General features: G+C 73.2%; 19 protein-coding genes. 11 read left to right on the forward strand and 8 right to left on the reverse strand.

Annotation, left to right across the window (positions count from 1 at the left end; translation table 11 throughout):
• Position 1: 1 nt before the first annotated feature.
• Genes HHX30_RS35080 through HHX30_RS43550 form a run of 3 tightly spaced genes read right to left on the reverse strand, consistent with a single transcriptional unit; the run spans position 2 to position 3,984 of the window.
• Entirely contained in the window at positions 2–865 is an 864-nt protein-coding gene (locus HHX30_RS35080) for an NAD(+)/NADH kinase (RefSeq protein ID WP_249350770.1), read from the reverse strand.
• A 36-nt stretch (positions 866–901) separates the two neighbouring features.
• Positions 902–2,329, reverse strand: coding sequence for an ATP-binding protein (locus tag HHX30_RS35085; RefSeq protein ID WP_169987766.1), 1,428 nt, complete (start codon positions 2,327–2,329; stop codon positions 902–904).
• A complete protein-coding gene (locus HHX30_RS43550; protein WP_169987767.1) occupies positions 2,326–3,984 on the reverse strand; it encodes an FAD-dependent oxidoreductase in 1,659 nt (552 codons plus the stop codon). Before HHX30_RS43550 ends, HHX30_RS35085 begins: the two co-directional genes overlap by 4 nt.
• 129 nt (positions 3,985–4,113) lie before the next feature.
• Here HHX30_RS43550 and HHX30_RS35095 point away from each other — a divergent pair, with 129 nt between their 5' ends.
• Together HHX30_RS35095 and HHX30_RS35100 are read left to right on the forward strand one after the other, a co-directional pair.
• Positions 4,114–4,809, forward strand: coding sequence for a CBS domain-containing protein (locus HHX30_RS35095; RefSeq protein ID WP_169987770.1), 696 nt, complete (start codon positions 4,114–4,116; stop codon positions 4,807–4,809).
• Positions 4,809–5,288 (forward strand): HPP family protein, encoded by a 480-nt coding sequence (locus HHX30_RS35100; RefSeq protein WP_169987772.1) that lies wholly within the window; start codon positions 4,809–4,811, stop codon positions 5,286–5,288. The genes HHX30_RS35095 and HHX30_RS35100 overlap by 1 nt, the downstream gene beginning before the upstream one ends.
• Here the strand turns inward: HHX30_RS35100 and HHX30_RS35105 are convergent.
• On the reverse strand, positions 5,275–6,279 hold the full coding sequence (locus HHX30_RS35105; RefSeq protein WP_169987774.1) for a zinc-binding alcohol dehydrogenase family protein: 1,005 nt from the start codon (positions 6,277–6,279) through the stop codon (positions 5,275–5,277). The genes HHX30_RS35100 and HHX30_RS35105 overlap by 14 nt on opposite strands.
• Before the next feature lie 7 nt (positions 6,280–6,286).
• The gene (locus HHX30_RS35110; RefSeq protein WP_169987775.1) at positions 6,287–6,712 is read right to left on the reverse strand and encodes a pyridoxamine 5'-phosphate oxidase family protein; all 426 of its coding nucleotides are present in this window, start codon (positions 6,710–6,712) and stop codon (positions 6,287–6,289) included.
• A gap of 175 nt (positions 6,713–6,887) precedes the next feature.
• On the opposite strand from HHX30_RS35110, the gene HHX30_RS35115 reads away from it, so the two are divergent.
• From HHX30_RS35115 to HHX30_RS42200, 6 genes are all read left to right on the forward strand, one after another.
• The gene (locus HHX30_RS35115; RefSeq protein WP_169987777.1) at positions 6,888–7,295 is read left to right on the forward strand and encodes a VOC family protein; all 408 of its coding nucleotides are present in this window, start codon (positions 6,888–6,890) and stop codon (positions 7,293–7,295) included.
• Between the two features lie 84 nt (positions 7,296–7,379).
• A complete protein-coding gene (locus HHX30_RS35120) occupies positions 7,380–7,559 on the forward strand; it encodes a hypothetical protein (RefSeq protein WP_169987778.1) in 180 nt (59 codons plus the stop codon).
• Positions 7,560–7,564: 5 nt separating this feature from the next.
• On the forward strand, positions 7,565–7,900 hold the full coding sequence (locus HHX30_RS35125; protein WP_169987780.1) for a helix-turn-helix transcriptional regulator: 336 nt from the start codon (positions 7,565–7,567) through the stop codon (positions 7,898–7,900).
• Positions 7,897–9,618, forward strand: coding sequence for a SulP family inorganic anion transporter (locus tag HHX30_RS35130; RefSeq protein ID WP_169987782.1), 1,722 nt, complete (start codon positions 7,897–7,899; stop codon positions 9,616–9,618). Before HHX30_RS35125 ends, HHX30_RS35130 begins: the two co-directional genes overlap by 4 nt.
• A gap of 81 nt (positions 9,619–9,699) precedes the next feature.
• Positions 9,700–11,022: a lanthionine synthetase LanC family protein gene (locus tag HHX30_RS35135; RefSeq protein ID WP_169987783.1), complete on the forward strand. Its 1,323-nt coding sequence runs from the start codon at positions 9,700–9,702 to the stop codon at positions 11,020–11,022.
• Positions 11,023–11,538: 516 nt separating this feature from the next.
• A complete protein-coding gene (locus HHX30_RS42200; RefSeq protein ID WP_396706401.1) occupies positions 11,539–12,741 on the forward strand; it encodes a hypothetical protein in 1,203 nt (400 codons plus the stop codon).
• Positions 12,742–12,758: 17 nt separating this feature from the next.
• Here the strand turns inward: HHX30_RS42200 and secA2 are convergent, their stop codons facing one another.
• Positions 12,759–15,062 (reverse strand): accessory Sec system translocase SecA2, encoded by a 2,304-nt coding sequence (gene secA2, locus HHX30_RS35145; protein WP_169987785.1) that lies wholly within the window; start codon positions 15,060–15,062, stop codon positions 12,759–12,761.
• An 89-nt stretch (positions 15,063–15,151) separates the two neighbouring features.
• Here secA2 and HHX30_RS35150 point away from each other — a divergent pair, with 89 nt between their 5' ends.
• Together HHX30_RS35150 and HHX30_RS35155 are read left to right on the forward strand one after the other, a co-directional pair.
• Positions 15,152–15,508 carry a VOC family protein gene (locus tag HHX30_RS35150; protein WP_169987786.1) on the forward strand — a complete coding sequence of 119 codons (357 nt, stop codon included), beginning with the start codon at positions 15,152–15,154 and terminating at the stop codon, positions 15,506–15,508.
• A gap of 250 nt (positions 15,509–15,758) precedes the next feature.
• Positions 15,759–16,646, forward strand: coding sequence for a DMT family transporter (locus tag HHX30_RS35155; RefSeq protein WP_169987788.1), 888 nt, complete (start codon positions 15,759–15,761; stop codon positions 16,644–16,646).
• A gap of 12 nt (positions 16,647–16,658) precedes the next feature.
• Here the strand turns inward: HHX30_RS35155 and HHX30_RS35160 are convergent, their stop codons facing one another.
• Positions 16,659–17,846: an FAD-dependent monooxygenase gene (locus HHX30_RS35160; protein WP_169987790.1), complete on the reverse strand. Its 1,188-nt coding sequence runs from the start codon at positions 17,844–17,846 to the stop codon at positions 16,659–16,661.
• A 68-nt stretch (positions 17,847–17,914) separates the two neighbouring features.
• On the opposite strand from HHX30_RS35160, the gene HHX30_RS35165 reads away from it, so the two are divergent.
• Positions 17,915–18,484, forward strand: a complete 570-nt coding sequence (locus HHX30_RS35165; RefSeq protein ID WP_169987791.1) for a TetR/AcrR family transcriptional regulator — start codon at positions 17,915–17,917, stop codon at positions 18,482–18,484.
• 1 nt (position 18,485) lies between these two features.
• On the opposite strand, the gene HHX30_RS35170 is transcribed toward HHX30_RS35165, so the two are convergent.
• Positions 18,486–19,064: a GNAT family N-acetyltransferase gene (locus HHX30_RS35170; protein WP_169987793.1), complete on the reverse strand. Its 579-nt coding sequence runs from the start codon at positions 19,062–19,064 to the stop codon at positions 18,486–18,488.
• Between the last annotated feature and the right edge of the window lie 74 nt (positions 19,065–19,138).

A 19,138-nucleotide genomic window follows, 5' to 3' on the forward strand; every position in this document is an offset into this window, starting at 1 on the left:
CTCAGTCGACCTCGACGCTGCCGTTCACGCGCAGCTTGCGGCGGGCCCGCTCGTAGAAGGTGGTCGTCCCGAGCCGTACGACGCGGGCGGCGGCGCGCAGCGCGGTCACGGTGAGCCGGTCGCCGGGGCCAAGGTGGCCGCCGATCGTGCCGTCGACCTCCAGCGCGAGCTGTCCGCTGGTGGAGAGCACGTCGAGCGTCACCTCTTCGTCCGCCGACAGGACCAGCGCCCGGTTGAACGCCGAGTGGGCGGCGGCGGGGACGACGAGGAAGCCCTCGACGGTCGGGGAGACGATCGGGCCGCCGGCCGAGAAGCTGTACGCGGTGGACCCCGTGGAGGTGGAGACGATCACGGCGTCGGCGGCGTACCGGACGAACGGCTCGCCGTAGACGGAGACGGCGACGGCCGCGAGCCCGTCGCCGGGGATGCGCACGAGGGCGATGTCGTTGAACGCCGTCACCATCCGGCCGTCGTGGCTCGTCGCCCGGACCGCCATGCGCGGCTCGACCGTGTATCTGTGCTCGTCGATCGCCGACAGCGCGGGCGCCAGCTCGTCCACGTCGATCTCCGCGAGGAAGCCGAGGCGTCCCAGGTTCACCCCGAGGACGGGGGTCGGCCGCCCGGCGATCAGGCGCATCGTGCGCAGCATCGTGCCGTCGCCGCCGAGGCTGACGAGGAGGTCGGACCGCCTGGCCAGGGTCGGAGCGTCCACCGAGACCGCGCTGCAGTCGATGCGCCCCACCTCGTCGGGCAGCCCGAGCACCGTGACGTCCCGCTTGCGCGCCCACTCGACGATCGTGTCGATCGCCTCCTTGGAGTCGCGCTGCGGATGCAGGACGAGACCCACGGTGCTGACCATGCCCATGCCCCCAACTGTACGGTCAGGCCGGCGCGGCCGGTTTCAGGCCGCGATGGGCAGGTAGACCCGGAACCTCGTGTCGCCGGGGCGCGACTCCACCCGGATGTCCCCGTGGTGCTTGTTGACGACGATCCGATAGGAGATGTCCAGGCCCAGACCGGTGCCCTCACCGACGGGCTTGGTGGTGAAGAACGGCTCGAAGATGCGGGGCCGGACCTCGGGCGGGATGCCGGTGCCGGTGTCGCCGACCTCGACGATCAGGTGGCCGTCCTTCCGCCGGGTACGGAGGGTCAGCGTGCCCGCGCCGTCCATCGCGCCGAGCGCGTTGTCGATGAGGTTGGTCCACACCTGGTTCAGCTCCGCCGCGTACGCGGGGATGGGCGGCAGCGACCGGTCGTACTCCTTGACCGTGCGCACGCCCTCGGGGATCTTGCCCTGCAGCATGGTCAGCGTGGCGTCCAGCAGATCGTGCACGTCGACGGTCTGGTGCGGGGCGCGGTCGAGCTGGGAGTACTGCTTCGCGGCGGCGACCAGACCGGAGATCCGGTTGACCGTGTCGTCGATCTCGCACATCAGCAGCTCGGTGTCGACGGTGTAGGTGAGCCATCGGACCGCCGGCTCCAGGTTGTCCTCGCCCACCGCCCCGGCGATCTGGTCGAGCCAGGCCGCGTCGACGCCCCCGGCCACCAGCGTCGCCGCCAGGTCCCAGCCGCCGACGATGTCGTGGTCGTCCAGCCAGTCGGCCACCGCGTCCTCGGCGTCGGACCGCGCCAGCGGGGACAGCTCGGGGGCGGACGCGGCGCGCTTGACCGCGTCCTCCTGCAGCTCCACCAGGTCGTGCAGCTGGCTGCCGTCCAGCCGCCCGTCGGCGATCATGGCGAGCTTCTGCCGCATGCCCGCGACCCGCCCGCGCAGCGCGGACGTGGCGCGCACGGCGGCGGCCGCCGGGTTGTTCAGCTCGTGCGTCAGTCCGGCCGACAGCGAGCCGAGCGCGAGCAGCCGCTCCCGTTCGCCGACGATCGTCTGCGTGGCGCGCATGCCGAGGAACAACCCCTCCAGCAGGTGCATCGCCATCGGGAACCACTCGCGCACGCACGCCCCGATGACCTCGGCCGGCAGCACGAAGAACTCGGCGTCGGTGAGCGCGGTCAGCGTGTTCAGGTAGAGCTGGGAGAACTCGCCGGTGATGTACGCCTGGGTGGCGCCGCCGTACACGCCGCGCTGGTCAGTGCGGCTCACCTCGACCTCGTCGCCCTGCACCCGCCTGCTCATCGCGACCGCACCGCTCAGCAGCACGAAGAAGCAGGTGGCCGGCTCGCCCTCCTGGAAGACGCTGCTCCCCGCGAGCCGCCGCTCCACCCGGCCCGCCTCCGACAGCCGGGCGAGCTGCGCCTCGTTCAGCGCCTCGAACAGGAAGAGCGTGCGCAGCTCGCCGGGCGACAGGGTCGGCTCACTCGGCTGGTCGGTCATCTGTCCTCCAGATAGCGGTGCACGAGCGAGACCGCCATGGCGCCCTCTCCCACGGCCGAGGCGACCCGCTTGACCGAACCGGCCCGCACGTCGCCGGCCGCGAAGACGCCGGGCATGCTCGACTCCAGGTGGTAGGGGTCCCTGGAGGGCGTCCACCCGGGCGGGCGGCGGCCGTCCGCGAGCAGGTCGGAGCCGGTCAGCACGTAGCCGCTTCCGTCGCGGGCGACCACGTCGCCGAGCCAGTCGGTGCGCGGTTCCGCCCCGATGAAGACGAACAGCCACGACGCCGGCACGGACGTCGTCCGGCCGGTCCGCCCGTCGCACAGGATCAGGCGCTCAAGGTGGTCGCGGCCCTCGCCGCCGACCACCTGGGTGCGCGGATGGACCTCGATCGCCGGAATGGCCTCGATCTGGTCGATCAGGTAGCGCGACATCGACCGGGTGAGGTCGTCGCCCCGGATGAGGATGTGCACCTTGCGGGCGAACCGGGAGAAGTACACCGCCGCCTGCCCGGCCGAGTTCGCCCCGCCCACGATGTAGACCTCTTCGCCGGCGCAGCTCGGTGCCTCGGTGGCGGCCGCGCCGTAGAAGACGCCCCGGCCGGTCAGGTCGGCCAGGCCGGGCGCGTCCAGGAGCCGGTACGACACCCCGGTCGCCAGCACGACCGTGTGCGCCGTCACGGCGGTGCCGTCGCCGAAGCGCAGCAGGGTGGCCGAGCCGCTGCGGTCGAGGCCGACGACCTCGCGGGTGGTGAGCAGTTCCGCCTCGAACTTCAGCGCCTGCCTGCGGGCGCGGTCGGTGAGCTGGGCGCCGGAGACCCCGTCGGGGAAGCCCAGGTAGTTCTCGATGCGGCTGCTCTGCCCGGCCTGCCCGCCGGTGGCCCGCTGCTCCACGAGCAGGGTCCGCAGCCCCTCGGACGCGCCGTACACCGCGGCGCCGAGGCCCGCGGGGCCCGCGCCGATCACGGCGAGGTCGTAGACCTCCGAGGCCGGGGTGGTGGCCATGCCGACGTGCGCGGCGAGATCGGCCTCCGTGGGCCGCGCCAGGGCCTTGCCGTCCGTGGTGATCACCACGGGCACGTCCGTCTCGCTCATCCCGGCGGCGGCCAGCAGCCGTGCGCCCTCGGCCTCGTCGGCGCGTAGCCAGCGGTACGGCACGAGGTTGCGGGCCAGGAAGTCGCGCACCGCGAACGACTGCGCCGACCAGCGATGGCCCACGATCTTGGTCTCCGGCATCGTCACGACGGGAGCGGCGAGCCAGGACTCCAGCAGCGCGTCCAGCACCGGATAGAGCTTCTCCTCCGGCGGGTTCCACGGTTTGAGCAGGTAGTGGTCGAGGTCGACGATGTTGATCGCGTTGATGGCCGCGTCCGTGTCCGCGTAGGCGGTCAGCAGCACTCTGCGCGCCAGCGGGAAGACGTCCATGGCGGCCTCGAGGAACTCGATGCCGTTCATCTGGGGCATCCGGTAGTCGGCCAGGATGACGGCGACCTGCTCGCCGCGCAGTTTGATCTCGCGCAGCGCGTCGAGCGCGCTGGGGCCGGACTCGGCCCGGATCACGCGGTAGCGGTCGCCGTATCGGCGGCGGACGTCACGAGCCACCGCCCGGGAGACGGAAGGGTCGTCGTCGACGGTAAGGATCGCGGCATTCTGCACATCTCACACGGTACTGGCGGACCTCTGACAGATGGCACTCCCGGGACATAGGTCCCACAGTGCGGTGACGTTCGCCGGTCGCCCCGCCGCCGGTCGTGGCCAAGGCTGGGGGAGACGAAGGAGGACGCCATGCCGATGACCGTCCGGGACGTCATGAACAGGTTCGTGGTGGCGGTCGAGGCGACGGCCTCCTTCAGCGACGTGGTCACCGCCATGTGCCGGTTCCATGTCGGCGCCGTACCGGTCGTGGACGGGGACCGGCGCGTGATCGGCATGGTGAGCGACGAGGACCTGCTGCTCAAGGACCTGGACCGGCGGCCCGGCGACCTGTTCATCGAGGGCCCGTCCCGCCGCAGGGAGCGCAGGAAGGCGAGGGGCCGCACCGTCTCCCAGATCATGACCAGCCCCGCGATCACGGTCACCGAGGACACCCCGCTGCGCCGGGCCGCCTGGCTGATGCACTGCAACAGGATCAAGGAGCTTCCGGTGGTGGACGGGCAGAGCGGCCGCATCACCGGGCTGGTCAAACAGTCGGACCTGATCAGGGCGTTCTGCCGGCCGGGGGAGGACATCCGTGACGACGTCCTGGAGGTCGTGGCCCGCTATTCGCGGCAGTGCGCCGTACGGGTCGAGGACGGGATCGTCCACCTCGACGGCGGCGTGGAGCGGCGGTCCCAGCTCCGCGCCCTGATCGACGAGGTCTGGCAGGTGGACGGCGTGGTGGACGTCGAGTCCTCCATGACGTACGAGACGGACGACGTGAGCCGGGTCGTCTCCGCGGGCGGGCCGTGGGGGACCGGTCCGGCGGAAGGTGGTGAGAAGTGATGAGCGTCGAGACCATGACGGCGTCCGAGGTGATGACCCGGACGCTCGTCACGGTGGAGCCGGAGGAGTCGCCGCTGATGGCGTGGGAGCTGATGTGGCGGGCCGGAGTCCATCATCTGCCGGTGGTGGACGATTACTGCCGGCTCGTCGGCGTCCTCGCGCGGGAGGACATCGCCGGCAACTGGTCGGGCGGACCCGCCGAGCAGTCCCGGGCGCAGGTGCGCACGCTCGTGCGGGGCATGCGGTGTCCCCGCGCGGCCCCGGACACCCCGCTCTCCGAGATCGCCGCGCTGATGGCCGACTCCGGCTGCGGCGCGGTCCCCGTGCTCGGGCCGGACGACATCCTGCGGGGCCTGGTCACCACCACCGACGTGCTGATGGCGCTGGCCGGGAGGACGCCCCGTCCGTCCGCCGACATCGAGGACGTGAAGGGCGGCCTGTTCCATCTGGAGCCGGTGCCGCCCGTCACCTGTCCATGAGCAGGACGGCCGCTCCCTCGACCCGGTCGGCGGCCAGGTCGGCCAGGGCCCGGTCGGCCGCGTCGAAGGCATAGGGCGTCGTGGTGACCCGTGGATGATGACGGGCCGCCAGCCGCAGGAACTCCCGCCCGTCGGCGCGGGTGTTGGCCGTGACGCTGCGCAACGTCCGCTCCTGGAACAGGTGGCGCTGGTAGTTCAGCACCGGGATGTCGGTGAGGTGGATCCCCGCCACCGCGAGCGTGCCGCCCCGGTCGAGCGCGCCCAGCGCGACCGGCACGAGGTCGCCCACCGGGGCGAACAGGATGGCCGCGTCCAGGGGCTCGGGCGGCGGATCGGCGCTGCCCGCCGCGGAGGCCGCGCCCAGCCGGAGCGCGAGCTCCCTGGCCGCCGCCGACCTCGTCATCACGTGCACCGTCGCGCCCTCGGCGATCGCGATCTGGGCGGTCAGGTGGGCCGAGGCGCCGAACCCGTAGATCCCCAGCCGCCCGCCCGGCGGCAGGTCGGCGCGGACCAGCGCGCGGTATCCGATGATCCCCGCGCACAGCAGCGGCGCGAGCGTCTCCGCCGGGGTGTCCTCAGACAGCGGGTAGACGTACGCCGCGGGAGCGGTCAGCAGCTCCGCGTAGCCGCCGTCGGCGTCCCACCCGGTGTAGGCGGACGCCGGGCAGAGGTTCTCCGCGCCACGCAGGCAGTAGTGGCACCGGCCGCAGGTCGAGCGCAGCCAGGCCACCCCCACCCGGGTGCCGACCGGCGGCCCCGCCGTGTCCGGGCCGAGCCCCGCCACCCGTCCCACGACCTCGTGCCCCGGAACCGTACGGGGCCGTCTCGGGGGAAGGTCGCCCTCGGCGAGGTGCAGGTCGGTGCGGCAGACCGCGCACGCCTCGACCCGGACCAGCAGTTCCCCGGGCCCGGGCACGGGGTCCGGCAGCACGGCCCGCTCCAGCGGCCGCGTCGCCACCGGCCCCGGCCGGGCCACGACCCAGGCGTCCATGACGCGACTATCCGCGCTGGATGCGCCGGCCGCTGATCTCGACGGGCGCGATCCGGATGTACAGCTCGCGCTCGCCGCCCGCCCAGGTCTCGACCGTCGTGTTCACGTCGCCGGTCACATGGTGGGCCCCGCCGCGGACGAGGACGCTCCAGCCCTCCCGGGTGCTCTCGTCGATCTGGTCGACCTCGAAGGCCACCATGAAGTCGGCCCCCTCGACCCCGGTGCGCAGGTCGGCGTCCATCGGGCCGCCGAGAGCGGTGCGGAACAGCACGGCGCCCTGCTCGACGGTGTAGTTGACCGGCAGGATCACCGGCCCGCTGGGGTTGTTGAACGCGATCCTGCCCACGCCGCCCGGGGAGATCAGCCGCAGGCACTCCTCGCGGTCGAGCCTGTCCAGACGCGGCATGCCGGCGGGCGCGGTGTCTTCAGTCATGCGGACCTCCAAAATGATCCTCAGCGGGCGTCGGCGACCAGTCTGCCGTTCCCATCCCTCCGGCGGCACGGCGGTCCGTCACTTCCGGAGGGGCCGAAAGGCCCGTGCACGCCTTGGCCGCCGCTTGCCCCAATCCGTCCTTCACCCGCATGCCCCGAATGGGCACAACGGTCACATGGAAGTGCTGAGCAGCCGCATACTTCTGCGGCCGGCCGATCGGGCCGAGAGTCGCCGTTTCTACCGGGAGGTCCTGGGCCTGGCCGTCAGCCGGGAGTTCGGGACGGCCGAGGACCCCGGGGTGATGTTCTTCCTGGGGCAGGGGCTCCTCGAGGTCTCCCCGCGCGGCGCGGACGCCGTGGAGCCGGGCACGGCGATCTGGATGCAGGTGCGCGACGTCCAGAAGGAGTACGACCGGCTGGTGGAGGCCGGTGTGCCGGTGTCCCGGCCGCCCCGGCTCGAACCGTGGGGGCTGGTTGAGATGTGGATCGAGGATCCCGACGGACTGCCGATCGTGCTGGTCGAGATCCCCGAGGGCCATCCGCTGCGGCGCGACCAGCGTTCCTTCGCACCGCGCCCCGCCTGAGCCCGCCCCCTCCGGGTGTGTGACGAATTGAAGAATTCTTCATATTGGAATATGCTGTCCTCGCCGGACGGACGAGAGGACGACATGCACGAGTTCACGGCGGAGCTGCGCGCCCGGCTCGGGGAGACGCGCGAGGAACTGCGGCGGGCGCGGGAGGCCGGCGACGAGCACGGAGTCCAGATCGCCTCCGGCCGGCTGGACAACCTGAAGCGGCTGGCCGCCGACCACGGGATCAGCCTGGAGGCGGCGGGAGAGGCGGAGTGACCCCGATGCCCGTTCCCCTCTATCAGGCCAAGGCCGACTTCTTCCGTACCTTAGGACACCCGGTGCGCATCCGCGTGCTCGAACTCCTGCGGGACGGCCCCCGCCCGGTCCGCGAACTGCTCGGCGAGATCGAGGTGGAGCAGTCGAACCTGTCCCAGCAGCTCGCCGTGCTGCGCCGTACCGGCCTGGTGAGCGCGGTCAGGGAGGGGGGCACAGTGGTCTACTCGCTGGCCACCCCCGACGTGGTGGACCTGCTCGCGGCGGCCCGGCGGATCCTCACCGACATGATCACTGGTCAGGGTGAGCTGCTGGCCGAGCTCCAGGCGGAGGCGGCGAAGTGACCGGCGCGGCCAGACTGCTGTACGGGCGGGTCGCGGGGCTGCTGCCCTCGCCCGCCGACTGGCGACCGGCCCGCCGCAGCCCCGGCCGGGACCTGATCGCCGGTCTCACGGTCGCGGTGGTGGCCCTGCCGCTCGCGCTGGCCTTCGGGGTCGGATCCGGTCTCGGCGCGCAGGCCGGCCTGGCGACCGCGGTCGTCGCGGGCGCGATAGCCGCCGTCTTCGGCGGCAGCAACCTCCAGGTCTCGGGCCCCACCGGGGCGATGACCGTCGTCCTCGTGCCGATCGTGCACACGCACGGCCCGGGCGGCGTTCTCGCGGTCGGCCTGCTCGCCGGGATCGTGCTCGTCGTGCTCGCGCTGGCCCGGGTCGGCAGGTACGCCCGCTACATGCCCACCCCGGTCATCGAAGGTTTCACGGCGGGCATCGCCGTCGTGATCGCGCTGCAGCAGGTGCCCGCGGCGCTCGGCGTGAAGGGCGAGGGGGAGCGGGTGTGGCAGGCGGCCGGCGACGCGGTCGCGAACTTCGCGCGCGACCCGCGTCCGGTGCCGATCGTGATGGCGCTCGTGGTCGCGGGGGCCATGCTGCTGGGGGCGCGATGGCGGCCGGCGGTGCCGTTCTCCTTCCTCACGGTCGTGGCGGCCACGGTCGTGGCCGAGGTCGCCGGGCTGGACGTCGCCCGCATCGGGACCCTTCCGGCCGGGCTGCCCGCGCCGTCGATGGGCTTCCTCGACGCGGGCGCCATCACGTCGCTGCTCCCGGCGGCCCTCGCGGTGGCCGCCCTCGGGGCGCTGGAGAGCCTGCTGTGCGCCTCCGTCGCCGACGGCATGAGCGTGGGGGAGCGCCACGACCCCGACCGTGAGCTGTTCGGGCAGGGCCTGGCGAACGTCGTCTCCCCGCTCTTCGGCGGCATCCCCGCCACCGCCGCGATCGCCCGTACCGCCGTCAACGTCCGCTCGGGCGCGCGCTCACGCCTGGCCGCCCTCGCGCACGCCGTCGTGCTGGCCGTCATCGTGTTCAGCGCGGGCGGCCTGGTGGGGCGCATCCCGCTCGCGGCGCTGGCCGGGGTGCTGCTGGCCACGACGGTCCGCATGGTCGAGGTCGGGTCGCTGCGCGCGATCGCCCGGGCCACCCGGGGCGACGCCGCGGTCATGGTCCTCACCTTCGCCGTGACCGTCGTCTTCGACCTCGTCACCGCCGTCGCGGTCGGCGTCGGCGTCGCGATCGTGCTCGCCCTGCGGGCCGTCGCGCGCAGCGCCCAGATCGAGCAGGTCCCGCTGGAGACCGGCGACCACGGCGACGAGGAACGGCGCCTGCTGGCCGAGCACATCGTGGCCTACCGGTTCGACGGACCGCTGTTCTTCGGCGCGGCCCACCGCTTCCTGCTGGAGCTGTCGGAGGTCGCCGACGTGCGGGTGGTCGTCCTGCGCATGTCGCGCGTGTCCACGATCGACGCCACCGGTGCGGGCGTCCTCGGCGACGTGATCACCCGGCTGGAGGGCAGAGGGATCACCGTGCTGCTGTCGGGCATCCGGCCGGGTCACGACGAGGTCCTCAGCGGGCTCGGGGTGGCCGATCACCTCCGCCGCGACGGGCTCGTCTTCCCGGACACGCCGGCCGCGATCGCCCACGCCAGGACACTGCTCGGACTCCCGTCCGCGCCGCCGCCGGCCCCGGTTGTCACGGCACGCCACCCCGACGTTCCCGCGCCGACGGTGTGATCGGCGTACGACTCCCCGTAGGCTCTCGTTTGTAAGAGTGGTAGCCTTAATTTCCTACCAGCTTTGTGGGAGACTGGGGTGATGAGCGCCTGGCCCCGAGAGAGCCCTATCACCGCCGCCGTCACGGCCGCGCGCTGGGTGCGGTCGGCGGAGGTCGACGACGACCTGGGGCGGCGATGGCGGGCCAACCCCGATCCCCGGGGGCGGTCGTCCGGCGCCGGTGACGCCTCCTCCCTCTACGCCGGTGCGGCCGGCGTCGTGCTGTTCTTCCTCGAACTCGCCGCCGCCACCGGCCACGAGGCGTACCTGCGGGACGCGCTCGCGGGAGCCCGCAGGCTCGCCGCCACCTGGCCGGAGCAGCGTGACCCGACCTTCTACCACGGGCTCGCGGGCACGGTCTTCGTGCTGGCGGAGACGGGGTGGGCCACCGGCGACGAGGAGGTCTTCGGGGCGGCCCGAGCCGCCGCCGACCGCCTCGTCCGCGACGCCCGTCCGCTGGGCGACGGCGTCGGCTGGACAGGGGACCCGGCGCAGCGCGGCGACGGGGGGATCGTGCTCGCTCTGCTGCACGCGGCGGGCATCCTGGGCGTCCCGGCGTACGAGGAGGTGGCGATCGAGGCGGGGGAGCGCATCGCGGGCCTCGTCGTCCCCGGGCACCGCTTCGGCGCGGACGCCAGCCCCGACCTGCCCGTGGACGCCGTCACCCCCGGGTTCCTGTCCGGGACGGCGGGCACGGCCTTCCTGCTCGCCCGCCTGTACGGCGTGACCCGCGACGAGCGGTTCCTCGCGGCGGCCCGCCGGGGCGCCGACTTCGTCCGGACGGTCAGCGTGGTCACCGACAAGTGCGCGCTCGTGCCGCATCACCTCCCGCAGGGCCGCAGGCTCAACTACCTCGGCTTCTGCTCGGGTTCCGCCGGGGTGGCCCGGATGTTCTACGAACTGCACCGGGTCACCGGCGACCCGGGTGATCTCGACTGGGTGGAACGGCTCGCGCACGGGATCGTGCAGAGCGGGGTGCCCGGGTCACGGCCGCCCGGCCACTGGGACGTGGCCTGCCTGTGCTGCGGCAGCGCCGGGCTGATCGACTGCTTCGTGGGCCTGTACGCGGCCACGGGGCACGGGCCGTACCTCGACTTCGCGCGCACGCTCGCGATCGACCTGATCGGGCGGGCGACCGCGGGCGACGACGCCGGCTTCCGCTGGTACCAGGCGTACCGGCGGCTGCGGCCCGGAGAGGTCACGGCGGACACGGGATACATGGTGGGAGCCGCGGGCATCGGGACGGCCCTGCTGCATCTGGAGGCCGCGGAGCGGGCCGCGCCGCGCCGGTTGATCCTCCTGCCGGACAACCCGTTCCCGGCCATCCCGATCCCCGCCGCCGTCCTGCGCGGCGAACAGGCGTAGCGGCTGAAAATTTCAGCCGTGCCCGGCCCGTACGCCCAGCTCGTATGCCCAGCTCGGCGGGGGTGACGGGTTCGTCGCTTGCCTTGGCCGGTCTCGTTGACGACGCTTCGGTCCGGCGCGTGTCCGCCGGCCTGCGTGTCGGCCGGACCCGGAGCGCCCGGGACCGCTCCACCGGGGCGTCCCCGATCAGCGACGGCGACGGCACCCGGGCCTCCTTAGGGGCCGGGCGCGAGCCCGCCCGCCGCGTCCTGATCCCGGTACGTGGCGTGCCCTCCTTCCCTCCAGCCCCCCGGAAGGGGGGCGCGTCCACATCTGACTTTGCCTGATGGGAAGTTCGTCCAGAAAGTAAAACTTTTGTCTGCAATGTCGAGATTTGGGGTGTTCCTGGTTTAGTGTCCGGTTACCCGACCGTGACCAGTCAGGAGATCCCCCATTTCCAGCTACGCGGACCCCCACAACGATGCCCTCCGGGAGCAGGCGAGCCCGGCGAAGGGCGAGACGCACCACGCGACCGCCGTGTCCCCGCACGGGCAGGACGCCCCCGCCCGCCCCGCCCCGGCGGGCCTCCAGCACACACACGCCGACATCGCGACCGTCGTGAGCGACGTCCTCGGACCGGAGCCGGCCGAGGCGCCCGCCGAACCCGAGGCGGCGGACGCGCCCGCGCCGCAGGCGCCCGCGATCCCGGCGGTGGGCTGCCCCACGGCCGACGGCGAGACCGTCCTTTACTCCGGCAAGACGACCGCGTCGTACTTCTGGGACGACGGGTCGGGCATCAACGGCGACACCGGCGCCCCCGCGTCGGGGAAGCCGATGCAGAAGGGCCTGGCCGCCAGCCCGAGCTGGCCGATGGGCACCAAGGGCTATGTGATCTACAAGGGGAAGAAGGCCGACTTCTTCGTCGGCGACCGCGGCCCCGGCGTGCCCTCCAGCAGCGGGGTCATGCTCGACCTCGACGGCAAGACGTTCGCCGAACTCACCGGCGGCACCTGGAACACTGACTCGCTCACCGTCGAGGACGCGGGCGGCCTCGGCCACATCCCGGTGAAGTACGTGATCACCCAGTGGGGCAAGGGCCTCGGCAAGACGGGCGCGCCCAAGCCGTTCTCGACGGGCGCGTACGGCGTCAGGGACCACGCGGAGCCCCCGCCGCCGTGTCCCACCGCGGCGCCCGCTGCCTCCGCGGCTCCCGCGGCGCCCGCTGCCTCCGCGGCTCCCGCCGCGCCCCGGGACGCCGCTCCCGCGTCCACACCTGGCGTGAAGGAGAGCCCGGCCCCCGCCGCCCCCGCTGCCTCCGTGGCGCCCGTGGCCTCCGCGGCGGCCGGCGGCGCGACCCCGTCCGTGGCCCCGTCCGTGGCCCCCGCGATGCCCGCCGAGCCCGCCACGCGGATCCAGGCGGCCGGGGCCGGGATGTTCCCCTTCTCGGCCACGACAGCGGGGAAGGGCGCCGCGTCCCCCGCGCCCGCGTCCAGCGCGAAGACCGCCGCCAAGACCGCCGCCAAGACCGCCGCCAAGACCGTGCAGGCGGCGAGGACCGGTGAGGCGACGGCCTCCCCGGCGTTCACTCCGGCGTCGGCCGTGGACGGGCAGCTCGAAGATGCGGCCGTCCCCGCGTTCTCGGTCGCGATCGTCGTGTGCGCGCTCGTCGCCGTCGGCGCCAAGGCCGTGCTGAGCCGCCCCGCGCACGCCCACCATGCGGGCCGCCACCGCGAGCGATAGGGACGCGCCGCGGCCCTCTACCGTTTGCGCTTGAGCGTCCCGGCCACGCGCTTGAGCACGCGGTCCCACTCCGAGCCGAACGGGTTGTCCTGCACCAGGTAGGTCCAGGTGGCCGTGGGCCGCTTGAGGCCCTGCTCCGCGAGGTCCCGGGTGACGTCGGCCTTCTCGAAGGTCTCCTTGGAACGCCGCTCGACCTCGTCGAGCATGGCCCGGTAGGCCGGAACGGCCTCGCGGTTGAACTCGTCGAGCGGGTTCAGCCGGCCGAGGGCCCGCAGGTGGATGCCCTCGCGCAGGTCGGCGAGGAAGCCGAGGTGCTCGGTCCAGCAACGGTCGAGGTGGTAGAGCACGATCTGCCGGGCGGCCCGCTCGACAGCCTCCCGGCCCGCCTCCTCGCACAGCTCGCGGTAGCGCTCCGGGCAGGCCTGCTCCAGGGCCCGCGCCCCGGTGTCGCCGTGCAGGACGCGGTCGCGCTGGTCCAGCACCTCCGCCCGCTGGCCCTCCTGCTGCCGCGTGTAGCGCCAGGTGTTGCGGTGGATCTCCAGGTTGACGCCCTCGGCCACGCGCTGGGCGTGCGCCACCAGCCCGGCGGCGTCGGCGCCGGTCACGACGCCGTCGCGGCCGGCCCGAGGCAGCGACTGGTCCGGCGCGTACGCGGTGAGGAGCGTGTCCTCGCCGCTGACGAAGAAGACCGAGCCGCCGGGGTCGCCCTGCCGTCCCGCCCGGCCGCGGAGCTGGTCGTCCAGCCTGCTGCTCTCGTGCCTGCCGGTGCCGATGACGTAGAGCCCGCCGAGACCGGCGACCTCCTGCTCCTCGCCGGGGTCGCCGGCGCCGAGCCGGATGTCGGTGCCGCGCCCGGCCATCTGAGTGGAGACCGTGATCGCGCCGCGCCGGCCGGCCTTCGCGATGATCTGCGCCTCCTCGGCGTCGTTCTTCGCGTTGAGCACGGTCGCGCTCAGCCCTCTGGCCTCCAGGGCCCCGGCCAGGCGCTCGGACTCGGCGACGTCGAGCGTGCCGACGAGGATCGGCTGCCCGGTGGCGTGCCGGGTCTCGATCTCCTCAAGCAGCGCCCGGTCCTTGTCCTCCAGCGTGGCGAAGATCCGGTCGGGCTCGTCCACCCGTACGCACGGCTTGTTGGGCGGGATGACCGCGACCCTGAGGTCGTAGAACTCCCGTAGCTGCTCGGCCACGGCGATCGCGGTGCCCGTCATGCCGCACACGCGCGGGTAGCGGCGGATGAGGCTCTGCACAGTCATCGAGTCGAGGATCTCGCCCGTCTCCGACGCCGGCAGGTGCTCCTTGGCCTCCACGGCCGCCTGGAGCCCGTCCGGCCAGCGCTGCAGCACCGCGACCCGGCCGCGCGAGGTGTTGATCAGGTGGACCCGGCCGTCTCTGACGATGTAGTCGACGTCCCTGGTCAGCAGCGCGTGGGCGTGCAGGGCGAGGTTGACCTGGGTCACCACGCCGGGGTGCTCGTAGAGGTCGATCCCGAGGGCCTTCTCGACCGTGTCGGTGCCCTTGGGGGTGAGGAAGACGCTGCGCCCCTCCTCGTCGATCGTGTAGTGGTAGCCGCGCGACAGCCGTCGCACGAGGGCCGCCATCTCGGGCAGCGCCGTGCCCGGGTCGGCCGTGCCGGCCAGCACCAGCGGCACGCGGGCCTCGTCCACGAGCACCGAGTCGGCCTCGTCCACGAGCGCGATCTCCGGAGCGGGCACGACCAGCTCGGCCGGGTCCGTGCGCAGGCGGTCGCGCAGCACGTCGAACCCCAGCTCGCTGACGGCCCCGTACGTGACGTCGCACGCGTACGCCGCCCGGCGCTCCTCGGGGGCCGAGGTCTCGGCGATCCACCCGGCCGTGAGGCCGAGCGTCTCGTACAACGGTCCCATCCACTCGGCGTCGCGGCGGGCCAGGTAGTCGTTCACCGAGACCGCGTGGACCCGCGCGCCGCGCAGCGCGTACCCGGCCGCGGCCAGGGCGCCGACGAGAGTCTTGCCCTCGCCGGTGGCCATCTGCACGACGTTGCCCTCCAGCATGGCGAGCACGCCCACGAGCTGCACGTCGTACGGCCGCTGGCCGAGCGCCCGGCGGGCCGCCTCCCGCATCACCGCGCAGAAGTCGGCGCTGCCGACCCAGGCGGGATCCGGCTCCGCGGGACGGAGATCGGCCCGCCGGGCCACCTCGCTCTCGAGTTCGCCCGCCTCGGCGACGATCCGCTGGAAAGGGGCCAGGTCGACACTTCCCGGCTTGTCCAGGAACCGCCTGATCCATGCACCTACCCGCGCCACACCCGCTCCAACGACTCGCCTGCCGGACTGGTTCCACATGCCCGGTTCATGGTCCCACTATCGGCGAAGATTCCGGTGGTGCGGGTACCTGACACTCCCTGACAGGAATAGACGGCAGGATGGCGGCCATGACAACGATCGCGAAGCTCATCGCCGTGACCATCGACTGCGCCGAGCCGAAGAGGCTCGCCGAGTTCTACTCACAGATCACCGGGTTCCCCGTGCAGTACGCCGAGGAGGAGTACGCCGGGATCGGCGACGGCACGACGAGCATCTACTTCCAGCGCGTGCCCGAGCGGAAGGCCCCCTCCTGGCCCGGTGGGGACAAGCAGTTCCACCTCGACTTCCGGGTGCCCGACGTGGCCAAGGCGGTGGAGGAGTACGTCGCGCTCGGGGCGACCAAGCCGGAGTTCCAGCCGGGCGACTGGGTGGTGCTCGCCGACCCGGAGGGTCACCTTTTCTGCGTGTGCCCGGAGAGGTCCTGATCTGGTCCCTGGCCTGACGGCGACGGTGGGTGCTTGAGCACGACGGGGGCGTCAAGCAGCTCGCGCTGTCCGGGGACCGGATCGGGGTGCTGACGGCCGGCTGAGCCGCACGTCCTCCGGTCCCGGGATCCGCGCCGCCGCGGATCCCGGGATCTGCCCGGAAAGCCCCACTTGTGTCGCGGGCTCCTTTGCCGCCCGCCGGGCCCCACTAAGCTTGCGTGGTGATTTCTCGACACACCGGCGGGCGCGCATGACCTGGGTGGGAGTGGCGATCGCTCTCGTCGGCGCGCTGGGGTACGCCCTGGGCGCGGCGCTGCAGCAGTTCGAGGCGGTGAGCGAGGGGGCGACCCTCGCGCTCGTCAGAAGGCCCCGCTGGTGGATCGGCGGCATCATCGGTTTCACCGGGGCGTCGCTGCACGCGGTGGCGCTCAGCCTGGCGCCGCTCGTCGTCGTCCAGCCCGTGAGTGTGGCGACGCTCGTCTTCGCGGTGCCGCTCGCCGCCACACTGCACGGAAGGCGCCCTCGCCGGGCCGAGATCGCCGGGTCGATCGCGGTGGCGGCGGGCCTGCTCGGCCTGATGCTGCTGGTCCCGGCGCACAACGTGACCCCGGTCCTGTCGGACGCGGACGCCCTCGGGCTGATCGCGTGCATCGGCCTGGTGGTCGCCGTCACGTTCACCGCGGCGCGCTGGCTCAAGGGCCCGTCGAAGGCGCTGCTGATGGCGGTCGGCGCCGGTGCGGTCACCGCGACCGTGTCCACGTTCGTCCGGGTCGTCGGTGGCGGGCTCGAAGGCGACCTCAGCCACCTGCTGCACTGGTTTACCTTGGCCATCCCGGTGCTGCTGGTCTGCGCCGTGGTGCTGCTGCAGAAGTCGTACGCCGTGGGCTACTTCGGCATCGCCTACGCCGGGGTCCAGGTCGTCGACCCCATCACCTCCGTCACCGCCGGGGCGCTGCTGCTGGGCGAGTCGCTGCCCACAGAAACGGGCAAGGTGATCCCCGCGCTGCTCGCGGCCGCTTTGCTGATCGCCGGGACGATCACGCTCGGACGTCTCGCCCCCGACCATTCCAAGCCCGCCGCCGCACCGGCCGAGCCGGACAGGATCGGCGAACCGGTGGTCGCGTCCGAGGCGGCCTGAGCTCCACGCCGCTCAGGGCCGCCAGTCGAAGACCGGGTCGAACTGCCGCATCGCGACATTCGGCCCGAGCCGGCCCGCCGCGCGCATGGCGGCGTCGCGCAGCGTGACGGCCAGGGGATTGCGCCACCGGGTGAGCCGGCCGATCGCCCGCGACCGCCGGACGATCGGTGTCGTCCGCGCCAGCCGTTCCCGGCTGTAGGCGGCCAGCCCGGCGGCCGGGTCCACGGCGTGTGGCGACTCGTGTGACGAGACGCGCTCGGCGAGCACGACGGCGTCCTCCATGGCCTGGCAGGCCCCCTGCCCGAGGTTGGGCGTCATGGGGTGCGCCGCGTCGCCCAGCAGCGCGACCCGCCCCGCGTGGAAGGCGGGCAGCGGGGTGTCGAGGCAGTGGACGTCGTGGCGGAGCACGGCCTGCGGGTCCGCGGCGGCCAGCAGGGCGGGGATCGGGTCGTGCCAGCGGCCGAACAGCCGGAGCAGTTCGTCCCTCTCGTCCGCCGCGCGCAGCCCCGCGGGGACCGGCGCGGTGGCGTAGCAGTACACCTGATCGCCCGCGAGCGGCATGACCCCGAAGAGCGGCCCCGCCCCCCAGGTCTCCGACGCGCCGGTCACGGCGGCCGGCGGCGCGGTCACACTGCGCAGCGGCACGATCGCCCGCCAGCTCGTCACGCCCGCGTAGACCGGTGCGGGATGCCCGGGGAACAGGGCGGCGCGGGTCCGGGACCTGATCCCGTCCGCCGCCACGACGAGGTCGGCCTCGATCGTCTCCGCCGCCGCCGCGCCGCTCGCCGCCAGGGTGACGCGCCCGGTCGCGGGGTCGGCCGACTCGACGCGGGTGTTCACCCGCAGGGCTCCCGGCGGGAGGCGTTCGGCGAGGATGCCGACCAGCGACGACCGCGCGAGCAGCACGATCGGGTCGCCGTACCGGGCGGTGGCGTCCTCCGCGGTGGTACGCGACAGCCACCGGCCGTCCGGCACCCGGATGCCGCTGCGGCCCTGGATCGCGGAGAGCTTCCTTACCTCGTCGCCGACGCCGATCACGTCGAGCGCCCTGAGCGCGTTGGGTGCGACCGCCAGGCCGGCGCCCACCGGCTCGATCGAGGCCGCCTGTTCCAGGACGGTCACCGACCACCCCTTGCCTGCCAGGGCGAGGGCCGCCGTCAGCCCGCCGATGCCCGCCCCGATCACCACCGCGTGCGCCATGCCCGCCTCCTTGTTACTACAGTTGTAGTAAGCTTACTACAGGCGTAGTCCAGCCCTACGATGTGAGGGTGAGCAGTCAGCGGGCGGTCCTCGTCGCCGACGCGGCCATCGCGATCCTGGCCGAGCGGGGGATGCGCGGCCTCACCCACCGGGCGGTCGACGAGGCCGCCGGGCTGCCGCCGGGATCCACCTCGAACCACGCGCGTACGCGCGCGGCGCTGCTCGAGCTGACGCTGGCCCGGCTCGCGGAGCGCGAGGAGGCCGTCTTCGCCGCCGCGACCGCACCCGAGGCCAAGGTGTCCCGGGACGAGGTGGCCGATCTCCTGGCGAGGATGACGCACGCCGCGGTCACCGTGCACCGGGAGACCACGATCGCGCGGTACGAGCTGGCCCTGGAGGCGACCCGGCGTCCGGAACTGCGCAAGACCTACGACGAGATAGGACGCCGCTTCCGCGAACTCGCCACCGCGGTGCTGGCCGCCGCCGGCTCGCCCGACCCGGCACGGCACGGCCGCCAGATGGTCGCCTACGTCGAGGGGCTGCTGTTCGACGCGGTCGTCGGCGCGGGAGGCGTGCCGCCCCTCGATGACCTGGACGCCGCCTTCCGGGACCTGCTTCGCGTCGCCACGAGCATGTGATCTACCGGGGGGTCAGCAGGCGGGCGCGGTGGGCGGGCCACTCGTCGTCGAGGATCGAGTACAGGGGGCTGTCGCGCCAGGTGCCGTCCGCGCGGCGGTACTGCCGCCGGAGCACGCCCTCGCGCACGCCGCCGATGCGCTCGATGGCGGCCTGCGACCGCAGGTTGCGGATGTCCGTCTTGAGCACCACGCGGGCGAACCCGAGGGCGAAGGCGTGGTCGAGCAGCAGGATCTTGCACTCGGTGTTGACGGCGGTGCGCCAGTAGGCCCTGCCGTACCAGGTGGAGCCGATCTCGACGCTCTCGTCGAAGCCGCCGACGTCCCAGTAACCGGTCGAGCCGATCGCCCGGCCCGTCTCCTTGAGGACCACCGCGAACTGTGTGGTGCGGGGATCGGCGAGCAGTCTGTCCACCATCCGGCGCGTGTCGTCCTCGGTCTCCGGCACGGGCTCCGGCCGGAACCGCCAGACCTCCTCGTCCCGCGCCGCGAGGAACAGGTCGGGAACGTGGCCGGGGGAGAGCGGCTCCAGGCGTACGACGCGGCCGTCGAGCACGGCCGGCGCGGGCATCTTCGCGGTCATGTTCACGACGTTATCGGCGACGTATCGTGCGAGCGGAGGGCCACTCGGACCCGATAGGGGACGACCACTTCCGG

Origin of the sequence: Microbispora sp. H10836 (assembly GCF_012999525.1) — a bacterium.
Taxonomy (GTDB): Bacteria; Actinomycetota; Actinomycetes; order Streptosporangiales; family Streptosporangiaceae; genus Microbispora.

Coding starts and splice junctions, on each gene's coding strand:
- HHX30_RS35170 (WP_169987793.1), bottom strand. CDS start 19,064: ATGACCGCGAAGATGCCCGCGCCGGCCGTGCTCGACGGCCGCGTCGTA.
- HHX30_RS35155 (WP_169987788.1), top strand. CDS start 15,759: ATGACCTGGGTGGGAGTGGCGATCGCTCTCGTCGGCGCGCTGGGGTAC.
- HHX30_RS35085 (WP_169987766.1), bottom strand. CDS start 2,329: ATGACCGACCAGCCGAGTGAGCCGACCCTGTCGCCCGGCGAGCTGCGC.
- secA2 (WP_169987785.1), bottom strand. CDS start 15,062: ATGTGGAACCAGTCCGGCAGGCGAGTCGTTGGAGCGGGTGTGGCGCGG.
- HHX30_RS35105 (WP_169987774.1), bottom strand. CDS start 6,279: ATGGACGCCTGGGTCGTGGCCCGGCCGGGGCCGGTGGCGACGCGGCCG.
- HHX30_RS35080 (WP_249350770.1), bottom strand. CDS start 865: ATGGGCATGGTCAGCACCGTGGGTCTCGTCCTGCATCCGCAGCGCGAC.
- HHX30_RS35095 (WP_169987770.1), top strand. CDS start 4,114: ATGCCGATGACCGTCCGGGACGTCATGAACAGGTTCGTGGTGGCGGTC.
- HHX30_RS35125 (WP_169987780.1), top strand. CDS start 7,565: ATGCCCGTTCCCCTCTATCAGGCCAAGGCCGACTTCTTCCGTACCTTA.
- HHX30_RS35110 (WP_169987775.1), bottom strand. CDS start 6,712: ATGACTGAAGACACCGCGCCCGCCGGCATGCCGCGTCTGGACAGGCTC.
- HHX30_RS35160 (WP_169987790.1), bottom strand. CDS start 17,846: ATGGCGCACGCGGTGGTGATCGGGGCGGGCATCGGCGGGCTGACGGCG.
- HHX30_RS35115 (WP_169987777.1), top strand. CDS start 6,888: ATGGAAGTGCTGAGCAGCCGCATACTTCTGCGGCCGGCCGATCGGGCC.
- HHX30_RS35135 (WP_169987783.1), top strand. CDS start 9,700: ATGAGCGCCTGGCCCCGAGAGAGCCCTATCACCGCCGCCGTCACGGCC.
- HHX30_RS35100 (WP_169987772.1), top strand. CDS start 4,809: ATGAGCGTCGAGACCATGACGGCGTCCGAGGTGATGACCCGGACGCTC.
- HHX30_RS35120 (WP_169987778.1), top strand. CDS start 7,380: ATGCACGAGTTCACGGCGGAGCTGCGCGCCCGGCTCGGGGAGACGCGC.
- HHX30_RS35150 (WP_169987786.1), top strand. CDS start 15,152: ATGACAACGATCGCGAAGCTCATCGCCGTGACCATCGACTGCGCCGAG.